Source organism: Rhodococcus sp. As11 (genome assembly GCF_048957735.1).
GTDB classification, from domain to species: domain Bacteria; phylum Actinomycetota; class Actinomycetes; order Mycobacteriales; family Mycobacteriaceae; genus Rhodococcus; species Rhodococcus gordoniae.
Genome location: NZ_JARDJE010000008.1, coordinates 202,132 through 226,898, shown reverse-complemented (window position 1 = coordinate 226,898; position 24,767 = coordinate 202,132). Strand labels below are relative to the sequence as shown.

Below are 24,767 nucleotides of genomic sequence, written 5' to 3'. Positions count from 1 at the left end.
GCGGATGTGCCACGGTCAGTTCCGGCGGTTCCCGTTGCGGGCGGCGACCGGCACCTCGGCGCGTGCCCAGCGGCGCAGCGTGACGTCGCTCTCGGTCAGCCGCGCCGACAGCACCGCGATGATCGTCTCGACCGCCCGGGCGCTCACCATCTCGTGGTGAGCGCAGTCGAGGCGGTATTGGTGGATCTCCCCCGCGATCACGTTGTGCCAGGCCGCCACCGCCGGGATCGGGGCGTCCGAGCGGGCCGCGGTGAAGAACAATGCGTCCCCGTCGAAGGTGTCCGGTTCGTGCCGGCGCGCGGCACGCGCGGTGTCGGTGGACCCGGCGTGCAGGCGTTCGAGGTGTGCGGCGGTCAGGCCGGTGCCGCCACCGAACGCCTCGTCGAGGACTGCGGCGGCGTGCTCGAAGCTCGGCTCGTCGTCGTCGACGGGAAGCCCGAGATCGCGCAGCATGTCGCGGGTGCCGACGGCCGGGGACGCCCCGACGACCAGGTGGCTGTCGAGCAGCGCGAGGGTGTCGACGATCTCCCCGGCGCGGCGCAGTTCGACGGCCACGGCGTGCGCGACCACCCCGCCGAGGGACCAGCCGAGCAGATGGTACGGCCCGTGCGGCTGCACCCGCCGGATCTCCCGCACGTAGTGGCGGGCGAGCGCGGTGATGGTGTCGTGCCGTGGGCCGCCGGACAGGGCCGGCAATTGCAGTCCGTAGACGGGCCGGTCGTCGAGGCGGTGCGCGAGGGTGCTGTACGGCCAGGCCAGCCCCGCGGCGGGATGGATGCAGAACAGTGCCGTGCCGGTGCCGGGGCGCAGCGGGACGAGCACCCGGAACGCCTCGTCGATTCCGTTGCTCGTCTCGGGGTCGCCGCTGCTCAGGTGCGCGGCGAGCTCCGCCGGGGTGGGGTGGGTGAAGATCGAGGCGATCGGCACCCGGCGGCCGAGTCGTTCCCCGAGAGCGGGCAGCAACCGGGTCGCCAGTAGCGAGGTGCCGCCGCGCTCGAAGAAGTCGTCGTCGACCCCGGCCCGGTCGAGACCGAGATGTTCGGCGAACAGGTCGGTGAGGAGCTTTTCGAGGTCGGTGCGCGGGGCCCGGTAGTCCCCGGCCGGGGCGGTGAACTCCGGGGCGGGCAGCACGGCCCGGTCGAGTTTGCCGGCCGGGGTGAGCGGGATGTCGTCGAGCACGGTGATCACCGCCGGCACCATGTGCGGCGGAAGATGCTGCGCGACGAACGTTCTCACTTCGGCGGCGGTGACCTCGGCATTCGGGGTGAGGCGGATGTAGGACACCGGCAGGGTCTGCCCGGACGGGGCGGTGTGGCCGAGAGTGTGGGCGAAGACCACCTGGGGGTGCGCGGTCAGCGCCGTGTCGATCTCGCCGAGTTCGACACGGAACCCGCGGATCTTGACCTGGAAGTCGGTGCGGCCGACGTAGTCGAGGCGATGATCGGTGGTCCACCGCACCAGATCGCCGGTGCGGTACATCCGCTCCCCCGCGGCGGTGGGGTCGGGCACGAACCGGGCCGCGGTCAGCGCGGGCCGCGCGTGGTAGCCGCGGGCCAGACCCGGCCCGGCGACATACAGTTCCCCGGCCACCCCGACGGGCACGGGCTGGAGCCGTCCGTCGAGCACCAGGGCGCGGAAGCCGCGGCTGGGGGTGCCGATGGTGACCGGTTCCCCGGCCGTCAGGGGGTCGCCGAGGGAGGTCATGATGGTCGCCTCGGTGGGGCCGTAGGCGTCGATCATGCGACGCGAGTGGGCCCAGCGCGCCACCAGCTCCGGGGGCAGTGCCTCGCCGGCGACGAGCAGGGTGTGCAGCTCGGGGACGGTGTCCGGATCCAGCGAGGCCAACGCGGTGGGGGTGATGAAGGCGTGGCTGACCCGCTGCGCACGCAGCACCGCGGCGAGCTCGTCGCCGCCGTAGACGTGCGGCGGCACGACCACCAGCGTCGCCGCCGCGCACAGCGCCATCATCTGCTCGAAGATCGACGCGTCGAAGCTCGGCGACGCCAGATGCGACACCCGGGCCGCGGCGGTGACCTGCAGCCGCTCCCGTTCCTCCCGGGCCAGGGAGGCCAGGCCGCGGTGGGTGACCGCCACGCCCTTGGGGCGGCCGGTGGAGCCGGAGGTGTAGATCAGGTAGGCCGGATGATCCGGGCGCAGCACCGTCGGCCGGTCCGCGGCGTCGATCGGTGCGACCGGCCCGTCGGTGAGGTCGATCTCGTCGAGGACGAGCCAGTCCACCTCGTCGGGCAGTGCGTCGCGGTGCGCGGCGACGGTGATGCCGATGCGGGCGGCGCTGTCGTCGAGCATGAAGGCGATGCGGTCGGCCGGATAGGTGGGGTCGACCGGCACGAACGCCGCGCCGCTGCGCACCGTCGCCCACACCGCGGTGACCGACTCGAGCGAGCGCGGGATCGCCAGGGCGACGACCTGTTCGGGTCCGGCGCCGCGGTCGAGCAGGTGCCGCGCGAGCCGGTGCGCGCGGGCGTCGAGCTCGCGGTAGGTGACCTTTCGGTCGCCGTCGACGACCGCGACGGCATCCGGGGCGGCGGCAACGGCGGTGTCGAGCAGGTGCGGCCACAGCACCGCCGGTTCGGCCTGCGGTCCGATCGCGGGCACCAGCGCGGTGTGTTCGGCGGCGGTGAGCAGGTCGAGATCGCCGACGGGGCGGTGCGGGGCGGCGGCGATCGCGTGCAGCAGCCGGCCGAACCGGTCGGCGAAGCCGCGCACCGTCTCGGCGTCGAACAGGTCGGTGGCGTAGACGAAGGCGGCGTCGAGGCCACCCTCGGTGTTCTCCCCGACGAGCAGTTCGAGGTCGAAGTTGCACACCGTCGGGTCGAGGGCGACGCCCTGCACGCTCAGGTGCGGCAGCTCCACCGCGGGCAGCTCGGCGGTGTGGAATTCGATCGAGACCTGGAACAGCGGCGAATGCGCGGTCGAGCGGGTCGGGGCGAGGGCGTCGACGACACGGTCGAAGGGCAGATCGGCGTGCGCGAAGGCGTCGAGGTCGCTGTCGGTGACGGCGGTGAGCAGGTCGGTGAAGGACCGTTCGGCGGGTACCGGGGTGCGCAGCACCACGGTGTTGACGAACATGCCCACCACCTCGTCGAGGGCGCGGTGGCCCCGGCCGGCGACCGGGGAGCCGACGGCGATGTCGTCGCTGCCGGACAGGCGGGCCAGTAGCACCGCGAAGGCGGCGTGCACGGTCATGAACAGGGTGCTGTGCCGGTCGGCGGCGAGCTGTTGCAGCCGGGCGAGCAGGTCGGCGTCGACGGTGAAACGGGTGATGTCGCCGCGGAAGGACTGCTGCGGGGGTCGGGGCCGGTCGGTGGGCAGCGCCAGCACCTCGGGCAGCCCCGCGAGGCGGTCCTGCCAGTAGGCGGTCTGGTCGGCGGCGAGACTGCCGGGGGCGGCGGGGTCGCCGAGCCGGTCGAGCTGCCACAGGGTGTAGTCGGCGTACTGCACCGGCAGCGGCCCGAAGGTCGGGGTCTCGCCGCGGCTGCGGGCGGCGTAGGCGATCATCAGGTCGCGGGCGAGCGGGCCGGTGGAGCCGCCGTCGGCGGCGATGTGGTGCACGACGAGCACGGCGAGATGGTCGTCGCGGTCGAAGGCGAACACCCGTGCCCGCACCGGGATGTCGACGGTGACGTCGAAACCGGCGCCGAGGAAGTCGGCGACGGCGGTGGGCGCGGTGTCCTCGGTGGCCGGCACCACGTCCAGCGGCAGCGGTGCGTCGGCGGCGGCGAGGATGCGCTGGTGTGGTCCGGTGGCCGAGGCCGGGTAGACGGTGCGCAGGCTCTCGTGCCGGGTCAGCAGGTCGTGCAGGGCGGCGCCGAGCGCGGCCGGGGACAGATGTCCGGACAGCCGGATGGCCAGGGGGATGTTGTAGGCCGCGGAGGTCGGGTCGAACTGGTTGATGAACCACAGTCGTTGCTGTGCCGGGGACAACGGAATGTGGTGGGGGCGCGGCCCGGCGACCGGGCCCAGTGTGGTTCCGGCGGCGGGTTCGGCGGTGTCGGTGGTGGCGGGCCGCTCGTCGAGGTGCGCGGCGAGCGCGGTGACGGTCGGTGCTTCGAACAACGCCCGCACCGGTACGGGCCGGCCGAGCCGGTCGCCGAGGCGGGCGACGGCGCGGGTGGCGAGCAGCGAGTTGCCGCCGAGGTCGAAGAAGTTGTCGTCGGCGGCGAGCCGGTCGAGGCCGAGCACCTCGGCGAGTTCGTCGGCGACGAGCGACTCGAGTGGGTCGGTGGGCGCCGGGCGGTCGTCGGTGGCGGCGCGCAGTTCCGGGGCCGGCAGCGCGGCGCGGTCGAGTTTGCCGACCGGGGTCAGCGGGATCTCGTCGAGCACGCTGATGACGGTGGGCACCATGTGCGCCGGAAGATGCTCGGCGACATGGGATTTCACCGCGGTGGGGTCGATGTCGGCGCCGGGCGCGGGATGCAGGTGGGCGACGAGGACCGTCTCCCCGCTGGGGGCGCGGTGGGCGACGGTGGCGGCGAAGCCGACACTCGGGTGCGCGGCGAGCACGGCGTCGATCTCGCCGAGTTCGACGCGGAAACCGCGGATCTTGATCTGGAAGTCGCTGCGCCCGATGTAGTCGAGGCGCAGATCCTGCGCGTCGAGGTCGCCGACCCAGCGCACCAGGTCCCCGGTGCGGTACATGCGTTCGCCGGGGGCACCGTAGGGGTCGGCGACGAACCGGGCGGCGGTCAGCGCGGGCCGGGCGTGATAGCCGCGGGCCAGGCCCCAGCCGGCCAGATACAGTTCGCCGACGGCACCGAACGGCACCGGCCGCAGCGCGGGGTCGAGGACGACGGCGTGCACCCCGCGCAGCGGACCGCCGAGGGTCAGTGGCTCGTCGACGCCCAGGGGGTCGCTGATCGCGGCCATGATGGTCGTCTCGGTGGGCCCGTAGGCGTCGACGAGGCGCCGGCCGGGCGCCCAGGTGACCTGCAGGTCCGCCGGCCACGCCTCCCCACCGACCGCGAGATCGGTGAGGTCGGTCAGATCCGCCGGATCGAGGGAGGCGAGCGCGGCGGGGGTGATGAACCCGTGGGTGACCCGCCGCTCGCGCAGCAGCGCGCCGAGTTCGGCGCCGCCGACGATGCGCGGGGGCACGATCACCAGTTCGGCGCCGGACCCGAACGCCAGGAGGTATTCGAAGATCGACGCGTCGAAGCTCGGTGAGGAGACGTGCATGACCCGCGCGCCGGGTCCGGCACCGAAGCGACTGCGCTGGTCGCGGGCGAAGTTCTCCAGGCTGCGGTGGGTGGTGAGCACCCCCTTGGGGCGGCCGGTCGAGCCGGAGGTGTAGATCAGGTAGGCGGGATGATCCAGCCGCAGCGCGACGGGGCGGTCGGTGTCGTCGAGCGTCGTGGGGTCCTCCCCCGCCGCGTCGCGGTCGAGGTCGTCGAGCAGCAGCCACGGCACCGTGTCGGGGAGTTGCGCGCGGTGCGCGGCGGTGGTGAGGCCGACGGTGGCGCCGCAGTCGTCGAGCATGAACGCGACCCGCTCGGCCGGGTAGCGCGGGTCGACGGGCACGAACGCCGCCCCGGTCTTGGTGATCGCCCACATCGCGGTCACCGACTCGATCGAGCGGGCGATGCCGAGGGCGACGAAGATCTCCGGGCCGGTGCCGTGGCGCAGCAGCACCCGGGCCAGCCGGGTGGAGCGTTCGTCGAGCTCGCGGTAGGTGAGGACCCGCTGCCCGTCGCGCAGCGCCGGTGCGTCCGGGTGGGCGGCGGCGGTGGCGGCCAGCAGCTGCGGCAGGGTCGCGTCGCTGCCGCCGGCCGGGCCGTGTACGGGCAGCAACGCGGCCTGTTCGGCGGCGGTGAGCGCGGGCAGCGCCGTGATCGGGGTGGCCGGGTCGGCGGTGAGCGCGTCGAGGACGGCGGTGATGCGCGCGGCGATCGCGGCGACGGCGGCGCGGTCGAAGACCTCCGGCAGGTATTTCATGCGCAGGTGCACGGCGGTGTCGGTGTGCACGACCACCGACAGCGGGTAGTGCGCCGCGTCGCGGCCGACGATGTCGGCGACCCGCATGCCGGCGAGGTCGGTGTCGCGGTCGAGACCGGCGCGTTCGACCGGATACGACTCGAAGACGGTGAGGGTGTCGAAGCGCACGGCGGCGCCGAGGTGCCGGTCGAGGGTGCCCAGGTCGAGGTGGTGGTGGTCGAGCAGGGCGACCTGTTCGGCCTGGATGCGGTCGACGAGGGCGCCGACGGTGTCGCCGGGCCGCACGGTGATGCGCACCGGGACGGTGTTGATGAACAACCCGACCATCGCCTCGATGCTGGGGATCTGCGGTGGCCGGCCGGAGACGGTCGCGCCGAACACCACGTCGGTGCGGCCGGTGAGCGCGCCGAGCACCAGCCCCCAGGCGGTCTGCACGAGGGTGTTGACGGTGATGCCGCGGGCGGTGGCGGTGTCGTGCAGCCGCACCGACAGGGCGGTGTCCAGGTCGACGTCGAGGTCCTCGGAGATCCCGGCGGTGGTGCCGGGCCGGTGCTGGGGGGCGAGCAGGGTCGGCTCGTCCACCCCGGCCAGGGCGCGGCGGTAGGCGTCGAGGGAGGCGTGCGGATCGCGGTCGGCGAGCCAGCTCAGGTAGCTGCCGTAGTGCGGTGCCGGCGGCAGGGCCCGCAGGTCGCCGTCGGTGGTGTAGAGCACGAGCAGTTCCCGGATCAGCACCGGGGTGGACCAGCCGTCGAGCAGCAGATGGTGGTTCGTCACTGCGAGCAGGTGCCGGCCCGGGCCGGTGTGCACCACGGTCGCGCGCAGCAGCGGCGCGGTCTCGGTGTCGAAGCGGGTGCGCCGATCGAGCGCGAGCAGTTGGGCGGCGGCGTCGTCGGGGTCGGGGTCGTCGCTGGTGTCGGCGACGGTGAACGGCACCTCCACGTGGGTGGGGACGACCTGCACGTGCCCGTCCCCGGCGGCGGGGAACGCCGCGCGCAGCGCCGGATGCCGGTCGAGCAGCAGTTGCAGGGCGCGCCGCAGCCGGTTCGCGTCGACCTCGCCGCGCAGGTCGAGCACCAGTTGCACGATGTACGCATCGGGGCGGTCCCCGGCGAGCAGGGCGTGGAAGAGCAACCCGGTCTGCAGCGGGGCGGTCGGCCACACCGTGTCGAGGCGCCCGTAACGCTGCTCGAGGCGTTCGATGACGTCCTGGTGCAGACGCACCAGCGGCAGATCCGAGGGGGTCAGTCCCCCGGCGTGCGGGCTGCGGGTGTGCCGGGTCAGGGCGGTCGCGGCGGTGGCGAACCGGTCGGCGAGGGCGGTGACGTCGGCGGCGTCGAGCAACCCGGCCGGATACGACCAGTGCACCTCGAGCACCGGCCCGTTCGGGGTGTCGGTGGTGACGGCGTTGATGTCGAGCACCGCCGCGGCGGGCATGTCCGGGCTCTGCGCCCCACCGTGGGGGAAGCCGTCGATGGGCAGCCACGCGGTGTCGGTGTCGGTGATCCCGGCGGTGGGGCGACCGAGATAGTTGAAGCTGACCTGCGGTACCGGGGCGTCGGCGAGCCGCGCGGCGGTGTCGGCGTCGAGATGGCGCAGCAGCCCGAAGCCGGTGCCGTGGTCGGGGACGGCGGCGAGGTGTTCCTTGACGGTCTTGACGGCGCGCCCGGCGGCCGGGCCGGCGGCGAACGCGTCGTCGAGGTCGATGCCGGTCAGGTCCAGGCGCAGCGGGTGGATGGTGGTGAACCAGCCGACGGTGCCGGACAGGTCGGCGCCGGCGGCGGCGGTGCTGTCGCGGCCGTGGCCTTCGAGGTTGAGCAGCAGCGAGGCGGGGTCGTGGCCGCGGTCGCGGCGCCAGGCCGCCACCGCCAGGGCGAGCGCGGTGAGCAGCCCGTGGTCGACGGCGCCGTGGAAGGCGGTGGGCACGGCGGTGAGCAGCGCCTCGGTGACGGCGGTGGGCAGTGCGGTGGTGAGGGTGGTGACGGTGGCGTTGGTGTCGCGCACCGGATCGAAGGCCCGGTGTCCCAGCGGCGGGTTCGGTCCGTCGAGCACCCGGCGCCAGAAATCGAGTTCGGTGCGGCGGGTGGGGGCGGCGTCGCGCAGGGCGTGCGCCCAGCGGCGCACGCTGGTGCCGGTGGGTGGGGGCAGCAGCGCACCGGCACCGGTCGCGGTGGCCGCCCACGCGGCGGCCAGGTCGGGCACCAGGATGCGCCAGGACACCCCGTCGACGGCGAGATGGTGGATGACGACGAGCAACCGGCCGGCGCCGCTGGCGGTGTCGAACCACACCAGCTGCACCACCCGCCCGCGATACGGGTCCAGCCGGTCGGCGGCGGCGTCGAGTTCGGTGGCGGCCAGGGCGAAGAACTCGTCGCTGTCGGCGGCGCTGGTGACCGGCACCCGGTGGATGACCGTACCGGCGTCGACGCTGCCCGGCGCGGGGACGTGCAGCAGGTGCCCGCCGGGGGTGTCCGGCGCCGGCCGCAGCTGCACCCGCAGCATGTCGTGCCGGTCGAGGACGGCGGTGACGATCGCGCGCAGCGTCGCCGCGTCCAGGCCGGTGGGCAGACGCAGCAGCAATGCCTGCGAATAGCGGCCGATGCTGCCGCCGCGGTCGAGCATCCAGTGCGCGATCGGCGGCAGCGGCAGGTCGCCGACCCCGCCGCCGGGTAGCTCCGCAAGGGTCTCGGTGGGGGCGGCGGTGCCGACGACGGCGGCGAGCGCGGCGGGGGTCTTGTGTTCGAACACCGCGCGGGGGGTCAGGTCCAGGCCGGCGGCCTTGGCGCGGGACACCAGTTGGATGGACATGATCGAGTCGCCGCCGAGAGCGAAGAACGAATCGTCCACCCCCACCGTGGGCAGACCCAGGACCTGCGCGAACAGTTCGACGAGGACGGTTTCGGGGCCGCGCGCCGGGGCGCGGGAGACGGTGGTGCGGGCGGCGAAGTCGGGGGCGGGCAGCGCGCGCCGGTCGAGTTTGCCGGTGGCGGTGACCGGCAGGGTGTCCAGCACCACCAGGGTGGACGGCAGCATGTACGCGGCGAGCTGCCCGGCGGCGTGGTTCAGCACCACGTCGACGTCGAGATCGTGGCCGGTCTCGGGCACCACGTACCCGACCAGACGTTCGGTGGTGGTGCCCGGGGCGGTGTGTACGACGACCACGGCGCGGGCGACGCCGGGGGCGCGCAGCAGTGCCGCTTCGATCTCGCCGAGTTCGATGCGGAAGCCGCGCAGCTGCACCTGGAAGTCGGCGCGGCCGAGATATTCGATCTCGCCGTCGCGGGTACGCCGCGCCAGGTCACCGGTGCGGTAGAGCCGCTGCCCGGAGGTGCCGTGCGGGTCGGCGACGAACCGGGTGGCGGTCAGATCGGGACGGCGCAGATAGCCGCGCGAGAGCTGGGCGCCGGAGACGTACAGTTCGCCGATCACCCCGGTGGGCACCGGATGCAGCCGGCTGTCGAGGATGTGCAGGCGCAGCGACGGCAGCGGCGCTCCGATCAGGCTGGCCGCGGCGGTGGCGGCGAGGTCGCGGGTGATGGTGCGGGCGGTGACGTGCACGGTGGTCTCGGTGATGCCGTACATGTTCACCAGCGTCGGGGCGGTGTCGTCGTGGCGCCGGTACCAGCGGTCGAGCTGCGCGAAGTCGAGGGCTTCCCCACCGAAGACGACCCGGCGCAGCGCCGGCAGGTCGGCGGCGGCGGCGCGGTCGGCGTCGATGAGCTGGTAGAAGGCCGTCGGGGTCTGGTTGAGCACGGTGACCCGTTCGCGGCGCAGCAGTGCCAGGAACTCCTGCGGGTTGCGGGCGGTGTGGTAGTCGACGACGACGAGCCGGGCGCCGTGGGCGAGCGCCCCCCACAGTTCCCACACCGAGAAGTCGAAGGCGTAGGAGTGGAACAGCGTCCACACATCGGCGGCGTCGAAGCCGAACATCTCGGTGGTGTCGGTGAGCAGGGTGACGACGGTGCGGTGTGGCACCACCACGCCCTTGGGGCGGCCGGTGGAGCCGGAGGTGTAGATGACGTACGCCGCGGCATCCGGATGCACCTGCGGCAGTCCGTCTGCGCCGGTGGGCATCTCGGTGAGGCGGGTGCGCACGGCCGGGTCGTGCAGGTCCACGATCGGCGGGGTGTGCGGCGGGAGACCGGCGGCGTGCTCGGCGGTGGTGAGCAGGCACACCGGGGCCGCGTCGTCGAACATGTACGCCAGCCGATCCGGGGGGAACGCCACGTCGACGGGCAGATAGGCGGCGCCGCTGTGCAGCACGGCGAGCAACGCGACGATCAGGTCGGTGCCGCGCGGCAATGCGACCGCGACGAGCCGGTCCGGGCCGGCGCCGTGCTCGGTGAGCAGCTGGGCCAGGCGCTGCACCCGGTCGGTGAGTTCGGCGTAACGCAGCGCTCCGTCGGGGGCGGTGACCGCGGTGGCGGCCGGATCGCGTCCGGCGCCGCGGGCGTAGACGTCGAGCAAACTGTCCGGGACCCGGTGGGGCGGGACGGGTGCGGCGGGGCGTTCGTCGGCGGTGAGCAGATCGACGTCGCCGATCGGGCGGTGCGGGTCGGCGGTGACCGCGTCGAGCAGCCGCACCAGCCGCTGCGCGAAGGAGGCGACGGTGGTGGGATCGAACAGGTCGGTGGCGTAGGTGAACGCCGCCGGTATCCCGCCCGTCTCCCCCGCAGCGCCGGGGTCGGTGTTCTGCAGGGTCAGTTGCAGGTCGAACTTGGCGACCGGCAGCTCCGGGTCGAGGGCGTCGACTTCCAGCTCGGGCAACACCAGCCGGGCGGGTTCGGTGTTGCCGTATTCGAGGACCACCTGGAACAGCGGGGACCGGTCGGTCTCGCGGGCCGGGGCGAGCACGTCGACGAGGGTCTCGAAGGGCAGCTCGGTGTGGCCGAAGGCCGCCAGGTCGATCTCGCGGGTGCGGTGCAGATGATCGGTGAACGACAGGGCGCCGTCGACGGGGGTGCGCAGCACCACGGTGTTGACGAACATGCCGACCAGGTCGTCGAGGGCGCGGTGCCCGCGGCCGGCGACCGGGGAGCCGATGACGATGTCGGATGTGCCGGTCAGGCGGGCCAGCAGCGCCGCGAACCCGGCGTGTACGGCCATGAACACGGTGGTGTCGTGCTCGGCGGCCAGCGCCTCGAGGCGTCGCTGCACGGCGGTGGGCACGGTGAAGTGGTGCAGGGCGCCGCGGAAGCTGCGCTGGGTGGGGCGGGGCCGGTCGGTGGGCAGCGGCAGCAGTTCGGGGGCGTCGGCGAGGGTGTCGCGCCAGAATTGCAGCTGGGTGGCGGCGAGGGAGGCCGGGTCGTCCGGGTCGCCGAGCAGGCGGCGTTGCCACAGCGCGTAGTCGGCGTACTGCACCGGCAGCGGCGCCCGGTCCGGGGCGGTGCCGGTGGTGCGGGCGGTGTAGGCGAGCATCAGGTCGCGGGCCAGCGGCGCCATCGACGAGCCGTCGGCGGCGATGTGGTGCACCACCACCGCGAGCACATGGGTGTGCTCGTCGAGGCGCCACAGCCGCAGCCGCACCGGCACCGCCGCGGCCACGTCGAAACCGGCGCCGACGAACTCGCCGAGTGCGGGGGGCAACTCCTCGGCGGTGACCGGCCGGGCGGTCAGGACCGGCAGGACCCGGTCGGTGTCCACGATCACCTGCCGCGGGCCGTGTTCGTCGCCGGGATACCAGGTGCGCAGGCTCTCGTGCCGGTCGAGCACGTCGCGCACCGCCGCGGTGAGCGCCGCGACGTCGAGGCGGCCGGACAGGCGGATGGCCAGGGGGATGTTGTAGGCGGCGGAGGTGGTGTCGAACTGGTTGACGAACCACATGCGTTGCTGCGCCGGGGACAGCGGCAGCCGCTCCGGGCGTTCGGCGGCGACCAGCGGCACCCGGCCGTGCCCGCCGTGGTCGTCGAGGAACCGCGCGGCCAGCGCCCGCACCGTGGGGGCCTCGAACACCGCGCGCACCCCGGCGTCGGTTCCGAGCGCGGCGTTGAGGCGGGCGACGACGCGGGTGGCGATCAGCGAGTTGCCGCCGAGATCGAAGAAGTTGTCGTCGACGGAGACCTGGGGGTGGCCGAGGATCTCGGCGACGATCTCGGCGACGGTGGCTTCGAGGTCGGTGCTCGGGGCGCGGTAGTCGCCGCCGAGACGGGTCAGATCCGGCACGGGCAGGGCGCGGCGGTCGAGTTTGCCGACCGGGGTCAGTGGCAGCTCGTCGAGCAGCACCACGGCGGCGGGCACCATGTGGCCGGGTAGCCGGGCCGCGGCCCAGGCGCGCAGCGCCCGCGGATCGATCTGCCCGGCAGTGGTGTCGGTGAGATCGGGCAGCACATAGGACACGAGCACGGTGTCGCCGCTGGGGGCGGTGTGCCCGATGGTGTGGGCGAAGGCGATCGCGTCGTGGGCGGTGAGGGCGGCGTCGATCTCACCGAGTTCGATGCGGAAGCCGCGGACCTTGACCTGGAAGTCGGAGCGGCCGAGATACTCGACGGTGCCGTCGTGCCGCCACCGCACCACATCACCGGTGCGGTACATGCGTTCGCCGGGGTCGCCGTAGGGGTCGGCGACGAACCGGGTGGCGGTCAGGTCGGGGCGGCGGTGGTAGCCGCGGGCCACACCCGCTCCGGCGATGTACAGCTCCCCGGCCACCCCGACCGGGACGGGCCGCAGCCGGTCGTCGAGGACGGCCTGGTGGAAGCCGACGGCGGGAGCGCCGATGGTGACGGTGTGCCCGGGCCGCAGGGGCGGGCTGACGCTGGTTTCGATGGTGGCCTCGGACGGGCCGTAGCCGTTGAACATGCGGCGCCCCGGCGCCCAGCGCGCCACCAGCTCCGGGGGGCAGGCCTCGCCGGCGACGACGAGCACCTCGAGGTCGTCGAGTCCGGTGGGGTCGAGGGAGGCCAGCGCGGTGGGGGTGACGAAGGCGTGGGTGACCTTCTCCTCGCGCAGCAGCCGGGCGAGTTCGTCGCCGCCGTAGACGTCCGGCGGCACGATCACCAGGGTCGCGCCGGCGCAGAACGCCTTGGTGAACTCGAAGATCGACGCGTCGAAGCTCGGCGACGCCAGATGCGAGACGCGGGCGTGGTGGGTAATGGTGAAGTGGCTGCGCACCTCGGCGTTGAGGTTGGTCATGCCGCGGTGGGTGACGACCACGCCCTTGGGGCGGCCGGTGGAGCCGGAGGTGTAGATCAGGTAGGCCGGGTGGTCGAAGTGCAGCGGGGCGGTGCGGTCGGCGTCGGTGATCGGGGCGGTGTCCGCTGCGGCGATCCGGTCGGTGACGGCCGGGTCGTCGAGCACCAGCCACGGCACCTGCACCGGCAGCGCGGCGCGGTGCGCGGCGGTGGTGATGCCGAGGGCGGCGGCGCTGTCGGTGAGCATGTAGCTCACCCGTTCCGGGGGGTAGGCGGGGTCGACGGGCACGAAGGCCGCACCGGTCTTGGTCACCGCCCAGACCACCGCCACCGATTCGAGCGAGCGGGTCAGGGCGAGGGCGACGATGGTTTCCGGTCCGAGTCGGTACTCCTCGACGAGCAGCCGCGCCAGGCGGGTGGACCAGGCGTCGAGCTCGGCGTAGGTGATCTGCCGGTCGGCGAAACGCAGGGCGACCGCGTCGGGCAGGATCGCGGCGACCGAGGTGAGCAGTTCCGGCCACAGCTGCGGCGAGACCGGCGGCAGACCCCGCGCCGGGGTCAGATCGGCCAGTTCCCGGTCGGTGACGATGTCGATGCTGCCGACCGCGAGGTCGGGGGCAGCGGTGATGGCCTCGACGATCCGCACGAAGCGGTCGGCGAACGAGGCGACGGTGTCGGCGTCGAACAGGTCGGTGGCGTAGGTGAAGGCGCCGCGGATCCCGGCGGGGCCGGCGGCGTCGGTGGTCTCGGCGATCGACAGTTGCAGGTCGAACAGGGCCAGCATCGGCTCGAGGTCGAGGGCGCGCACCGTCAGGTCGGGCAGTTCGATCTCGGGGCGTTCGGTGTCCTGGAATTCGAGCAGCACCTGGAACAGCGGGGTGTAGGCGGTCGAGCGGGGCGGGTCGAGGACCTCGACGAGCCGCTCGAACGGCACCTCGGTGTGCCCGAAGGCGGTCAGGTCGCCGGTGCGGATGCGGTCGAGCAGCGTGCTGAACGGTTCGTCGTCGTCGACCCGGGTGCGCAGCACCACGGTGTTGACGAACATGCCCACCAGGTCGTCGAGGGCGCGGTGCCCGCGCCCGGCGACGGGGGTGCCGACGACGATGTCGTCGCTGCCGGACAGCCGGGCGAGCAGCACCGTCAGCGCGGCGTGCACCAGCATGAACACCGACGCGTCGTGGGCGCGGGCGATGTCGAGCAGTCGCCGGTGGGCGGCGGCGTCGAGGGTGAACGGGATGCGGGCCCCGCGCCGCGACGGCTGCACCGGGCGGGGCCGGTCCAGCGGCAGTTCGAGCAGGTCGGGGGCGCCGTCGAGGGCGTCGCGCCAGAACCGGAGCTGTGCGGCGGCGAGGGAGGCCGGGTCGGTGTCGTCGCCGAGCACCCGATGCTGCCAGAGGGTGTAGTCGACGTACTGCGCCGGCAGCGGTGGCCACTGCGGGGTCTGCCCGTCGTGGCGGGCGCTGTAGGCGGCGATGACGTCGCGGGCCAGCGGCCCCATGGAGAAGCCGTCGGCGGCGATGTGGTGGGCGACGAGCACGAGCACGTGCTCGTCCTCGGACAGCGCGAGCACCCGGATGCGGATGGGGATCTCGGTGGCCACGTCGAAACCGGCGGCGAGGATCGGGGTGAGCCGGCTGTCGAGGTCGGTGTCGTCGACCTCGGTGCCGTCGTCGACGGTGAGCACGACCAGGTCGGGGACGGCGGCCGCGGCGGGCACCACCACCTGCACGGGTCCGTCGTCGGCGAGCGGATAGCGGGTGCGCAGCGATTCGTGCCGGGCGACGACATCGCCGATGGCGTGGTGCAGCGCCGCCTGGTCGAGCCGGCCGGACAGCCGCAGGGCGACGGCGATGTTGTAGGCCGGGGAGGTGGTGTCGAACTGGTTGACGAACCACATGCGCTGCTGCGCCGGGGACAGCGGGATCGGGTCGGGGCGCGGCCCGGCCACGGGTGCGCCGCGCCCGGCGTCGGCGCGGTCCGGCCGGTCGAGGTGGGCGGCGAGATCGGCGACCACCGGATGATCGAAGATCTCCCGGATGCCGAGGTCGCTGCCGGTGTCCGCGGCCAGGCGCGCCGCGGCGCGCATGGCGAGCAGGGAGGTGCCGCCGAGGTCGAGGAAGTGGTCGTCGGCGCCGACCGGGCCGACGTCGAGCAGATCGGCGAAGACGGTGGCGACGAGCTGTTCGGTGGGGGTGCGCGGCGCCCGGTAGCCACCCGCGGCGGTGGCGGCCGGCGGGGCGGGCAGCGCGGCCCGGTCGAGTTTGCCGTTGGGGCCGACGGGCAGCGCGTCGAGGACGACGAGGGCGGCGGGCACCATGTAGTCCGGTAGCCGCGCGGCGAGGTCGGCGGTGACCGCGGTGGTGTCGATGCTGCGGCCCGGGGTGGGCACGAGATAGCCGGTGAGCCGGTCGTCGGCGCCGTGGTGGACGAGCACCACCGCCTGCCCGATCTCGGCGCGGGCGCGCAGCACCTGCTCGATCTCCCCGAGTTCGATGCGCAGACCGCGGATCTTGACCTGGAAGTCGGTGCGCCCCAGATACATCAGGGTGCCGTCGGCGCGGCGGGTGGCCAGATCCCCGGTGCGGTACATCCGTTCCCCCGGCGCGCCGTAGGGGTCGGCGACGAACCGGTCGGCGCTCAGGCCGGGACGGTGGAGATAGCCGCGGGCAAGCTGGATCCCCGCGAGATACAGTTCGCCGGCGGCGCCGGCGGGCACCGGATGCAGCCGCGCGTCGAGCACATGGGTGCGGGTGTTCCACACCGGCCGGCCGATCGGCACCGCCCCGTGGTCGGTGTCGGTGCTGGTCCACGCGGTGACGTCCACCGCGGCTTCGGTGGGCCCGTACAGATTGTGCAGGGCGGTGGGCGGCAACGCCTCCCGCAGCGCGGCGGCGGTCTCGGCGGGCAGCGCCTCCCCCGACGCGAACACGTGCCGCAACGTGATCGGCTTCCGGTCGTGGCGGTGCAGGGCGTCGACGAACACCGCGAGCATCGACGGCACGAAATGCGCCACGGTGACCCGCTCCTCGGCGAACAGCCGCAGCAGATAACCGGGATCGCGGTGCCCGCCGGGGGCGGCGACGACCAGCCGCGCCCCGACCTGCAGCGGCCAGAAGAACTCCCACACCGACACGTCGAAGGTGGCGGGGGTCTTCTGCACCACCGTGTCGGTGGCCGTCAGCGGATAGCTGTGCTGCATCCACCGCAGCCGGTTGACGATCGCCGCGTGCGGCACCGCCACCCCCTTGGGGCGGCCGGTGGACCCGGACGTGAAGATCACGTACGCCAGGTGCGCGCCGGCCGGCTCCGGCCGGTCCGCCGGGGTCAGGGCGGCCGGGGATTCGTCGTCGAGGTCGAGTCGGTCGAGCCGCAGCATCTCCGCGCCGGTGTCCGGCACGACGGCGGCGACGTCGCCGGTGGTGAGCACCGCGACGGGGGCGGCGGTGTCCAGGACGTACCGCAGTCGTTCGGTGGGATGCTCGGGGTCGAGCGGCAGATAGGCGGCGCCGCTCTTGACGATCGCGTACATGCCGACGAGCAGCTCGAGGGAGCGTGGGACGGCCAGCGCGATCACCCGGTCGGGGCCGGCGCCGGCGCGCAGCAGCCGCCGGGCGAGCCGGTTGGTGACCGCGTCGAAGTCGGCGTAGCCGAGGGTGCGGCCGTCGACGGTGACGGCCGGGGCGTGCGGGGTCGCGGCGACCTGCGCGGCGAACACCGCCCCCAGGGTGGTGATCGGCCCGGTGTCGGCGGTGGTGGCGTTCCACATCTCGAGGACGGTGCGGCGTTCGTCGGCGGTGAGCAGGTCCACGTCCCCGACGGGCACGGCCGGGTCGGCGGTGACCGTCTCGAGCAGCCGCACGAGTCGCTCGGCGATCGCGGTGGCGGTGCGCGGGTCGAACAGGTCGGTGGCGTAGGACAGGGCCCCGCGCAGCCCGGTGGTGCGGCCGGTGTCGTCGGCGACCGCGCCGAGCTGCAGGTGCAGATCGAATTTGGTGGTGTGCGTGTCGATCTCGGTGATATCGACGTCGAGGCCGGGCAGGGTCAGGTGGGCGCCGGTGGTGTCGGCGAAGGCGAGCATGACCTGGAACAGCGGCGAGTACGCCGCCGAGCGGGCCGGCACCACCGCGTCGACGAGCCGGTCGAACGGCAGGTCGGTGTGCGCGAAGGCCGTCAGGTCGGTGTCGCGCACGGTGGTGAGGAACTCGGCGAACGGCAGCTCGGCGGGCACCGCGGTGCGCAGCGCGACGGTGTTGACGAACATGCCGACCAGATCGTCGAGGTGGCGGTGGCTGCGCCCGGCGACGGGACTGCCGACGACGATGTCGTCGCCACCGGACAGGCGGGCGAGCAGCACCGCCAGGGCGGCGTGCACGACCATGAACTCGGTGGCGGTGTGGGCGTGGGCGAGCTGCCGGATCCGCCCGAACAGGCCGGGGTCGATCTCGACGTCGACGGCGGCGCCGCGGAAGGACTGCTGCGGCGGGCGGGGCCGGTCGGTGGGCAGCGCCAGCAGCTCGGGGGCGCCGGCGAGGATCTCCCGCCAGTACTCGAGTTGCCGGGCGGCGCGGGAGGCGGGGTCGTCGACGTCGCCGAGCAGCTGCGCGAACCACAGGGTGTAGTCGGCGTACTGCAGCGGCAGCGGCGCCCAGTCGGGGGCGGTGCCGGCGGCGCGGGCAGCGTAGGCGGTGACCAGATCCCGGGACAGCGGGGCCAGCGACGCCCCGTCGGCGGCGATGTGGTGCACCACCACGGCGAGCACGTGCTCGTCGTCGGCGATGCGGAACAGCCGCATCCGCAGCGGCGGGTCGACGGTGACGTCGAAACCGGCCGCGACCACCGCGGCGACGTCGCCGTCGAGATCGGTGGTGGGGGTCGGGGTGAGATCCACGGCGAGCGCGTCGACGGGCAGCACCTGCTGGATCGGTCCGGCGGGGGTGGCCGGGTAGACGGTGCGCAGCGCCTCGTGCCGGGCGAGCACATCGGTGGTCGCCGCGAGCAGCGCCGCCGGGTCGAGGTGACCACGCAACCGCAGCGCGACCGGGATGTTGTAGGCGGCGGACGTCGGATCGAGCTGGTCGACGAACCACAGGCGCTGCTGGGCGGCGGAGACCGGGACGGGATGCGGGCGCGGAAGCACCGGTGTCGGGGCGGGCCGGTCGACGTCGTCACCGGCGGGCAGGTTCGCGGCCAGCGCCCGCACCGTGGGGGCCTCGAACAGCGCCCGCACCCCCAGATCGGTGCCGAAGGCGTCGTTGATGCGGGAAATCACCCGGGTGGCGACCAGCGAGTTGCCGCCGAGCTCGAAGAAACTGTCGTCGGCGCCGACCTCGGCGACACCGAGCCGATCGGCGAAGATCGCGGCGAGGACGGTCTCGGTGGGCGACATCGCCGCCGCGGCACCGCCGCCGGTGCCGCCGAAGACCGGTTCGGGCAACGCCGTGCGGTCGAGTTTGCCGACGGCGGTCAGCGGGATCTCGTCGAGCACGACGACCGCGGCCGGCACCATGTGGGCGGGCAGCCGCTGCCCGAGCGCGGCGAGCACCGCCTCGGAGTCGAGTTCGCAACCGGGTTCGGGCAGCAGATAGGACACCAACATCGGTTCGCCGGAGGGGGCGGTGCGGCCGAGGGTGACCGCGAACGCGATACCGTCCTGGTCGCTCAGCGCCGCGTCGATCTCGCCGAGTTCGATGCGGAAGCCGCGGATCTTGACCTGGAAGTCGGAGCGGCCGAGATACTCCACGGTCGGTGGACGGTCCCTACCGCTGCGGGCGACCCGGTCGCCGCCGGACAGATGCCAGCGGCTGACGTCGCCGGTGCGGTACATGCGGCTGCCGGGCGGGCCGAAAGGGTCGGCGACGAACCGGGTCGCGGTCAGGCCGGGCCGGTGGAGATAGCCGCGGGTCACACCCGGTCCGGCGATGTACAGCTCCCCCGCCACCCCGACCGGCACCGGATGCAGCCGGCCGTCGAGGATCAGTTCGTCGATCCCGCACACCGGGCTGCCGATGGTGATGCGTTCACCCGGCTTCAGGGTGTCGGTGATATTGCAGACGATGGTGGTCTCGGTGGGCCCGTACGCGTTGAACATGCGCCGGCCGGGCGCCCAGCGCGTCACCAGCTCCGGCGGACACGTCTCCCCCGCCACCGTGACCACCTCGCAGCCGAGTTCGGTGGGATCGACCGACGCGAGCGCGGCCGGGGTGGAGAACAGGTGGGTGACGTGCTCGTCGCGGAGCACGGCGCCGAGTTCGGCGCCGCCGTAGACGTGGGCGGGCACCACCACGAGGGTCGCGCCGATGCCGAAGGCGGTCATGTACTCGAAGATCGACGCGTCGAAGCTCGGCGAGGAGAAGTGCGACACCCGCGCCGCCGGGGGTGGGGCCAGGCGGGTGTGCAGGGTCGCCGACAGGTTCGCCAGGCCGCGGTGCGGCACCACCACCCCCTTGGGGCGTCCGGTGGAGCCGGAGGTGTAGATCAGATAGGCGGGATGGTCGAACAGCAGCGTGGCCGGGCGGTCGTCGTCGGTGATCGGGTCGGCGCTCGCCTGCCCGATCCGCGCATCGAGGTCCGGATCGTCGAGGACCAGCCAGGGCACCGTGTCGGGCAGCTCGTCGCGGTGCGCGGCGGTGGTCAGACCCAGCAGCGCCCCGCAGTCGGTGAGCATGTACTCGATGCGTTCGGCCGGATAGTTCGGGTCGACGGGCACGAAGGCGGCCCCGGACTTGGCGACCGCCCAGATCACGGCCACCGACTCGACGGACCGGACGATGCCGACGGCGACGAAGGTCTCCGGCCCGGCGCCGGCGGCGACGAGGACGCGGGCGAGCCGGTTGGACCATTCGTCGAGTTCACGGTAGGTCAGGCGGCGATCCTCGCACACCACCGCGTCGGTGTCCGGCACGACCGCGGCGACCGCCCCGAGGATCTCCGGCAGGGTCTGCGCGGAGCGGGCCGGGTCACCGTGCGCGGGGACCAGCCCGGCCACCTCGTCGCCGCCGACGAACGGCAGGTCCCCGGTGGGCAGCCACGGATCGGTGAGCACCGCGGTCAGGGCGCGGCCGAGCCGCCGGCCGGTGGTGAGGGCGATGCCCGCGTCCACCTGGTCGGGCCGGTAGCCGGTGCGTACCCGCAGGACGGTGTCGCTGGTGTCGATCGCCAGGTGCACCGCCGCGGCCATCGCCTCGGTGTGCGGGGTGGGGTCGTCGAGGGACAGCACCATCGGGACCGACGGGGCGAGGCGGGTGAGCACGGCCGGGTCGACGTCGGCGTGGGCGGTGAGTTGCTCGCCGAGGGTGCGGACGCGGCGTACCAGCTCGGCGAAGGGTTCGGCCGGGTCGATATCGATCCGCAGCGGCAGCACCACGCCGTCGCGGGCGACGCCGAGGAGGACGTCGTCGTGACCGGTCAACCGGGCGGTGAGCACGGCGGTCGCGGCGTGCAGCACCGCGGCGACCGTGGCGTCCGGGGCGTCGTCGTCGGCGGGGGCGAACCGCGCGGCGAGTGCCGCGGCGGTCACCGCCAACCGGTCTTCGACGTCGGCGGGGGTGTCGGTGGCGGGTGCGGTGACCGGGCGGGGCAGCTCCGACCGGTCGGGGGCGCCGGCGAGCTGCTTCCGCCAGTAGTCGGCGGTGGCCGCGGCCCGGCGACGCTGCTCCGCCAGTGCCACGCTGGCCGGATGGATCGCGGTGACCGCCCGGCCGGGTGCGCTGCGCAGGAACTCGCCGAGCAGGTCGACGAACCGGTCGTGGTGGGTGTGCAGTTCGTCCTCGTCGTAGCGGTGCGGGTTGCCGCGGAAGTCGAGATAGGTCCGTGCCGGGTCGCCGCTCTGATAGATGTTGACCAGCAGGTCCTCGACGGGACCGGAGGTCATGATGTGGAATTCGCCGCGGATGTCGCCGAGCACGATCTCCTGCCGGAACAGCATGACGTTGACCATCGGCCCGGCATAGCGGTGCGGGTCGCCGGCCGCGCCGGTCTCGCGGCGGATGTCCTCGAGGCTGAACCGCTGGTGCCGCAGCGCCCCGGTGAGCTCGAGTTGCACCCGCCGCACCAGATCGGTGCGGGTGTCGCCCGGGTCGAGGAAGATGCGCAGCGGTGCGGTGTTGACGAGCATGCCGCCGGAGCGGCGGGCCACGGCGGTGGTGCGGGCGAAGACCGGCAGGTTGATCATCACGTCGTCGCGGCCGGTCAGGCGGGCCAGATAGCACGCGAACGCCGCGACCACCGCGGCCGTCGACGACAGGCCCGGTTCGTCGTCCACGGCGGTCAGGGCGTCGACGAGTGCGTCCGGCAGGGTGCGGCTCGACAGCAGCGACACCGCGGCGGTGGGGGCGTCGCGCCGGGCCAGGGTGGAGCCGTCCTCGAGTCCGGCGACCCGTTCGATCCAGTAGTCGCGGTCGGTGCGGTAGCGCTCGGAGGTGCGGTACTCGCGGTCCCAGTCGTAGAGGGCGCGCAGGTCGGCGGCGCGGGACGGTGCGGGTTCGCGGCCCTGCACCTGCGCGGTGTACAGCGCGGCGATCCGGTTGACCATCGTCATCGCCGCGAACCCGTCGAGGGCCACGTGGTGGATGCGGGCGTACCAGAGGAACCGGTCGTCGGCGACCTGCAGGAGCGTCATGTTCACCAGCAGGTCGGTGGCCAGATCGACCGGGGTGGCGTAGTCGGCGGTCATCCAGGCGTGCGCCGCCGCCATCGGGTCGGGGTGACCGCGGAAGTCGAGCAGTGGGATCTCGGTGCGCTCCTCGACGGCGGGGTCGACGTACTGGACGGGCTCACCGTCGACGTCGACGACCCGCAGATAGGCCGACTGGAACTCGGCGCCGGCGCGGTATCCGCAGCGGCGCAGCAGATCCAGGTCCGGGGCGCCGCGCAGATCGACGTACTGCGCGATACACACCGGCACCTCGGGTGCGAGCTGCTGCGCGAACCAGATGGCTCGTTGCGCGGACGACAGTGGAAAAGCTCCGGCCGGTATCTGCGGACGACGGTGTCGCAGCGACATGTCCCCTCCGAAAGCGATGTTGTTGGCCGTGATCGGCGTGTGTCCCCCGACATCGCGTGCGAGGGGCGACCCCGGTGCCGCCGGGCGTGCGGCGCCGCGATCGGACCCCCGTTCGATCGTATACTCCCGTGTGACCGGGACCACACAACAAGCTAGACCACCCGTCCGGGTGGTACGACCGGATTGCAGCGACGGCCGCGCCGGCACCCGCCGCGGCGCCTCCGGCGTCTCCGCCCCACCACCGCCACGGCCCCCCGGAAGCGGGGGTGACCTCGGAAATCGGTGGCTCTCCACGGCTTTCGTCGCGTTTCGATAACGTTTTCCCGGTGTGCGGGAGGATTGTCCTGTTCGTGACGGGCGTGACGATCGGGAACGTGTGCGAACCCGGATCGGGCTCGGCGGAAACGCCCCGAAACCGGACAGTGCTCCTTATTCTCGAAGCCGGCCGTCATCTTCGTGGCCCCGCGCCGCGACCCGTGCGTGACCGGATCGCGACCGGATCGTCTCGCCCGCCCGCTCGCCCCCACTCGAAGGAGCCCGAGATGTTGCGTCGCCGATCCGCACCGCTCGCCGCCGCCCTGCTCGCCGCCGCCCTGCTGACGGTCCCGGCCCGGGCCGCCGCCGACCCGGCCCCGCCGGGGGTGCCGCTCGACCGGCTCCGCGCGGAGGTCGCCGACTCCCCCGAGACCCTCGCCGCGCTCGAACGACTCGTCGCGGAGTCCGGCTCGGCGGATCCGTTCGCGCCGCCGCCGAAGAACATCCCGCAGCCGTTCACCGCGCCCGCCCCGACCGTCGGTCCCGGTTGCGGCGGCGGCCTCGTGCCGTTCGCGATGACCAACGCCTGGGTGCATCCCGGCCCGCACGGTCAGGTGCCGTCCGGGGCGATCGAGGTGTTCGTCGAACCCACCGCCGGGGCGCCGGTCGCCGGCTCGGACCTGACGTTCGTGTGGATGAACATGGAGAACTTCCGCGCCGGGGTCGCCACCCTCGCCAACCCGGGGGGCGGACTGCAATCGACGGTCGTCGACACCGGTCCCGGCGCGGTGATGGGCGCCCTGTTCGGCTCCCTGCAGTACACGAACGGGGCGTTCTGCCAGGTCGTCTACACCATGGGTGGTTTCTTCGTCTGAGCCCGTGTCAGCGCAGGCGTTCGGCGTCGCGGGCCAGGTCGAGCAGCTCCGCGCACAGCGCGGTCAGTTCGCCGGCGGCCGCGCCCTCGGCGACCGCGGTGGCCACGTCCTCGGCGGCGCAGCGCACCCGGAACGCGCGGTCGGCGAGCGCCTCGACCTCGGCGGCGGTGAGCACCACCGCGTCCGCGGGCAGCCCGGCACGGCGGGTGCTGCTGCGCTGCTCGTAGGCGCGTTGCCGGCACGACTGGCGGCAATAGCGCCGCCGCCGCCCGGTGCCGATCTCCGGTACCGGGCGCCCGCACCACAGGCACGTGCTCGCTCGCGTGTCACGTCCGGTCACGAGCGTCACTGTACTGCCCGGCCCCACCGCCGCCCGGGCGGTGCGGACACCGTGGCGGACACCGTGCGCGCGGCGGGGCGGCGGGTCGGTAGACTGGCACCTCGGCTCCTCGGTGGGCCGCGGGAACGGAATCGGCTCCGTCGACGTTGAGCACAGTGGACGTCGGGCTCGGCGTCGATGCCGCACGGCATCGTCACCCGGGCGGAGCACACAAGGAAGGACACCACCATGGCAGATCGTGTACTGCGAGGCAGCCGACTCGGGGCGGTGAGCTACGAGACCGACCGCGACCACGATCTGGCGCCGCGGCGAATCGCGCGCTACCGCTGCGACAACGGCGAAGAATACGACGTGCCGTTCGCGGACGACGCGGAGATCCCCGGCACCTGGATCTGCAAGAACGGGCTCGAAGGCACCCTGGTCGAGGGCGCCGCACCGGAGCCGAAGAAGGTCAAGCCGCCGCGCACCCACTGGGACATGCTGCTCGAGCGCCGCTCCGTCGAGGAACTCGAGGACCTGCTCAAGGAGCGCCTGGACCTGCTCAAGGCCAAGCGCCGCGGCGCCTGACAGCCGCCCCGCCCACTCGCACGTGTGCCGCCCCGGACGATCGTCCGGGGCGGCACACGCCGTTTCCGGGCCCGGAACCACACGCCGGACGGGCGGGTGGTCCCGCGAATTCGGTTGCGGCCCCGCCACGAATCGATCAATCGTCGATATCGCCCTCGCGGTGCGTGCAATCATGATCGCACGCCGACCGACCATGATCGGCACGCCTGATCCTCGACCCCGCGCCGGTGTTCCGGCGGGTCGTCTGCAAGGGGGTGAGTGTCCGTGACCGACCGTCACCACACCGCGGCGGAGGCGCCGCCGGAACAGGCCGCCGCCGACGAATTGGCCGATCTGCGAGCCGAACTCGACGACATCGACCGGGCTCTGCTCGACGGGGTCCGCGCCCGCCTCGAGGTGTGCGGACGCGTCGCCGAACTCAAGCAACGCCACGGCCTCGACGTGATGCAACCCGGTCGCATGGAGGTGGTGCACCGCCGCGCCCAGGACTACGCGCACCGGCACGGCCTGTCCGGCGACTTCGTGCGGTCGCTGTACACCCTGCTCATCGACGAGGCCTGCCGGGTCGAGGACCACATCGTCTCCGGTGGTGACATCGCGGACCGGATCCCCTCCGGTCGTCGCCGCGGCGTCGACGGCACGAACTGAGGTCG

At 73.4% G+C, this 24,767-nt stretch carries 5 protein-coding genes; 3 read left to right on the top strand and 2 right to left on the bottom strand.

Annotation, left to right across the window (positions count from 1 at the left end; genetic code table 11):
• Window positions 1-15 precede the first annotated feature (15 nt).
• The gene (locus tag PV766_RS13435; RefSeq protein ID WP_421097204.1) at window positions 16-22,077 is read right to left on the bottom strand and encodes a non-ribosomal peptide synthase/polyketide synthase; all 22,062 of its coding nucleotides are present in this window, start codon (window positions 22,075-22,077) and stop codon (window positions 16-18) included.
• 542 nt (window positions 22,078-22,619) lie between these two features.
• Between PV766_RS13435 and PV766_RS13430 the strand changes: the two genes are divergently transcribed.
• Window positions 22,620-23,207, top strand: a complete 588-nt coding sequence (locus tag PV766_RS13430; protein ID WP_129976874.1) for a hypothetical protein — start codon at window positions 22,620-22,622, stop codon at window positions 23,205-23,207.
• Window positions 23,208-23,214: 7 nt separating this feature from the next.
• On the opposite strand, the gene PV766_RS13425 is transcribed toward PV766_RS13430, so the two are convergent.
• Window positions 23,215-23,556 (bottom strand): hypothetical protein, encoded by a 342-nt coding sequence (locus tag PV766_RS13425; RefSeq protein WP_016934708.1) that lies wholly within the window; start codon window positions 23,554-23,556, stop codon window positions 23,215-23,217.
• 219 nt (window positions 23,557-23,775) lie between these two features.
• Here PV766_RS13425 and PV766_RS13420 point away from each other — a divergent pair, with 219 nt between their 5' ends.
• Window positions 23,776-24,114 (top strand): RNA polymerase-binding protein RbpA, encoded by a 339-nt coding sequence (locus PV766_RS13420; RefSeq protein ID WP_006554802.1) that lies wholly within the window; start codon window positions 23,776-23,778, stop codon window positions 24,112-24,114.
• A 258-nt stretch (window positions 24,115-24,372) separates the two neighbouring features.
• Window positions 24,373-24,762 (top strand): chorismate mutase, encoded by a 390-nt coding sequence (locus PV766_RS13415; RefSeq protein ID WP_421097203.1) that lies wholly within the window; start codon window positions 24,373-24,375, stop codon window positions 24,760-24,762.
• Window positions 24,763-24,767: the final 5 nt, after the last annotated feature.

Bases quoted from the DNA above. Each gene is read 5' to 3' on its own strand.
- PV766_RS13435 (WP_421097204.1), bottom strand. From the start codon at position 22,077: ATGTCGCTGCGACACCGTCGTCCGCAGATACCGGCCGGAGCTTTTCCA.
- PV766_RS13430 (WP_129976874.1), top strand. From the start codon at position 22,620: ATGTTGCGTCGCCGATCCGCACCGCTCGCCGCCGCCCTGCTCGCCGCC.
- PV766_RS13420 (WP_006554802.1), top strand. From the start codon at position 23,776: ATGGCAGATCGTGTACTGCGAGGCAGCCGACTCGGGGCGGTGAGCTAC.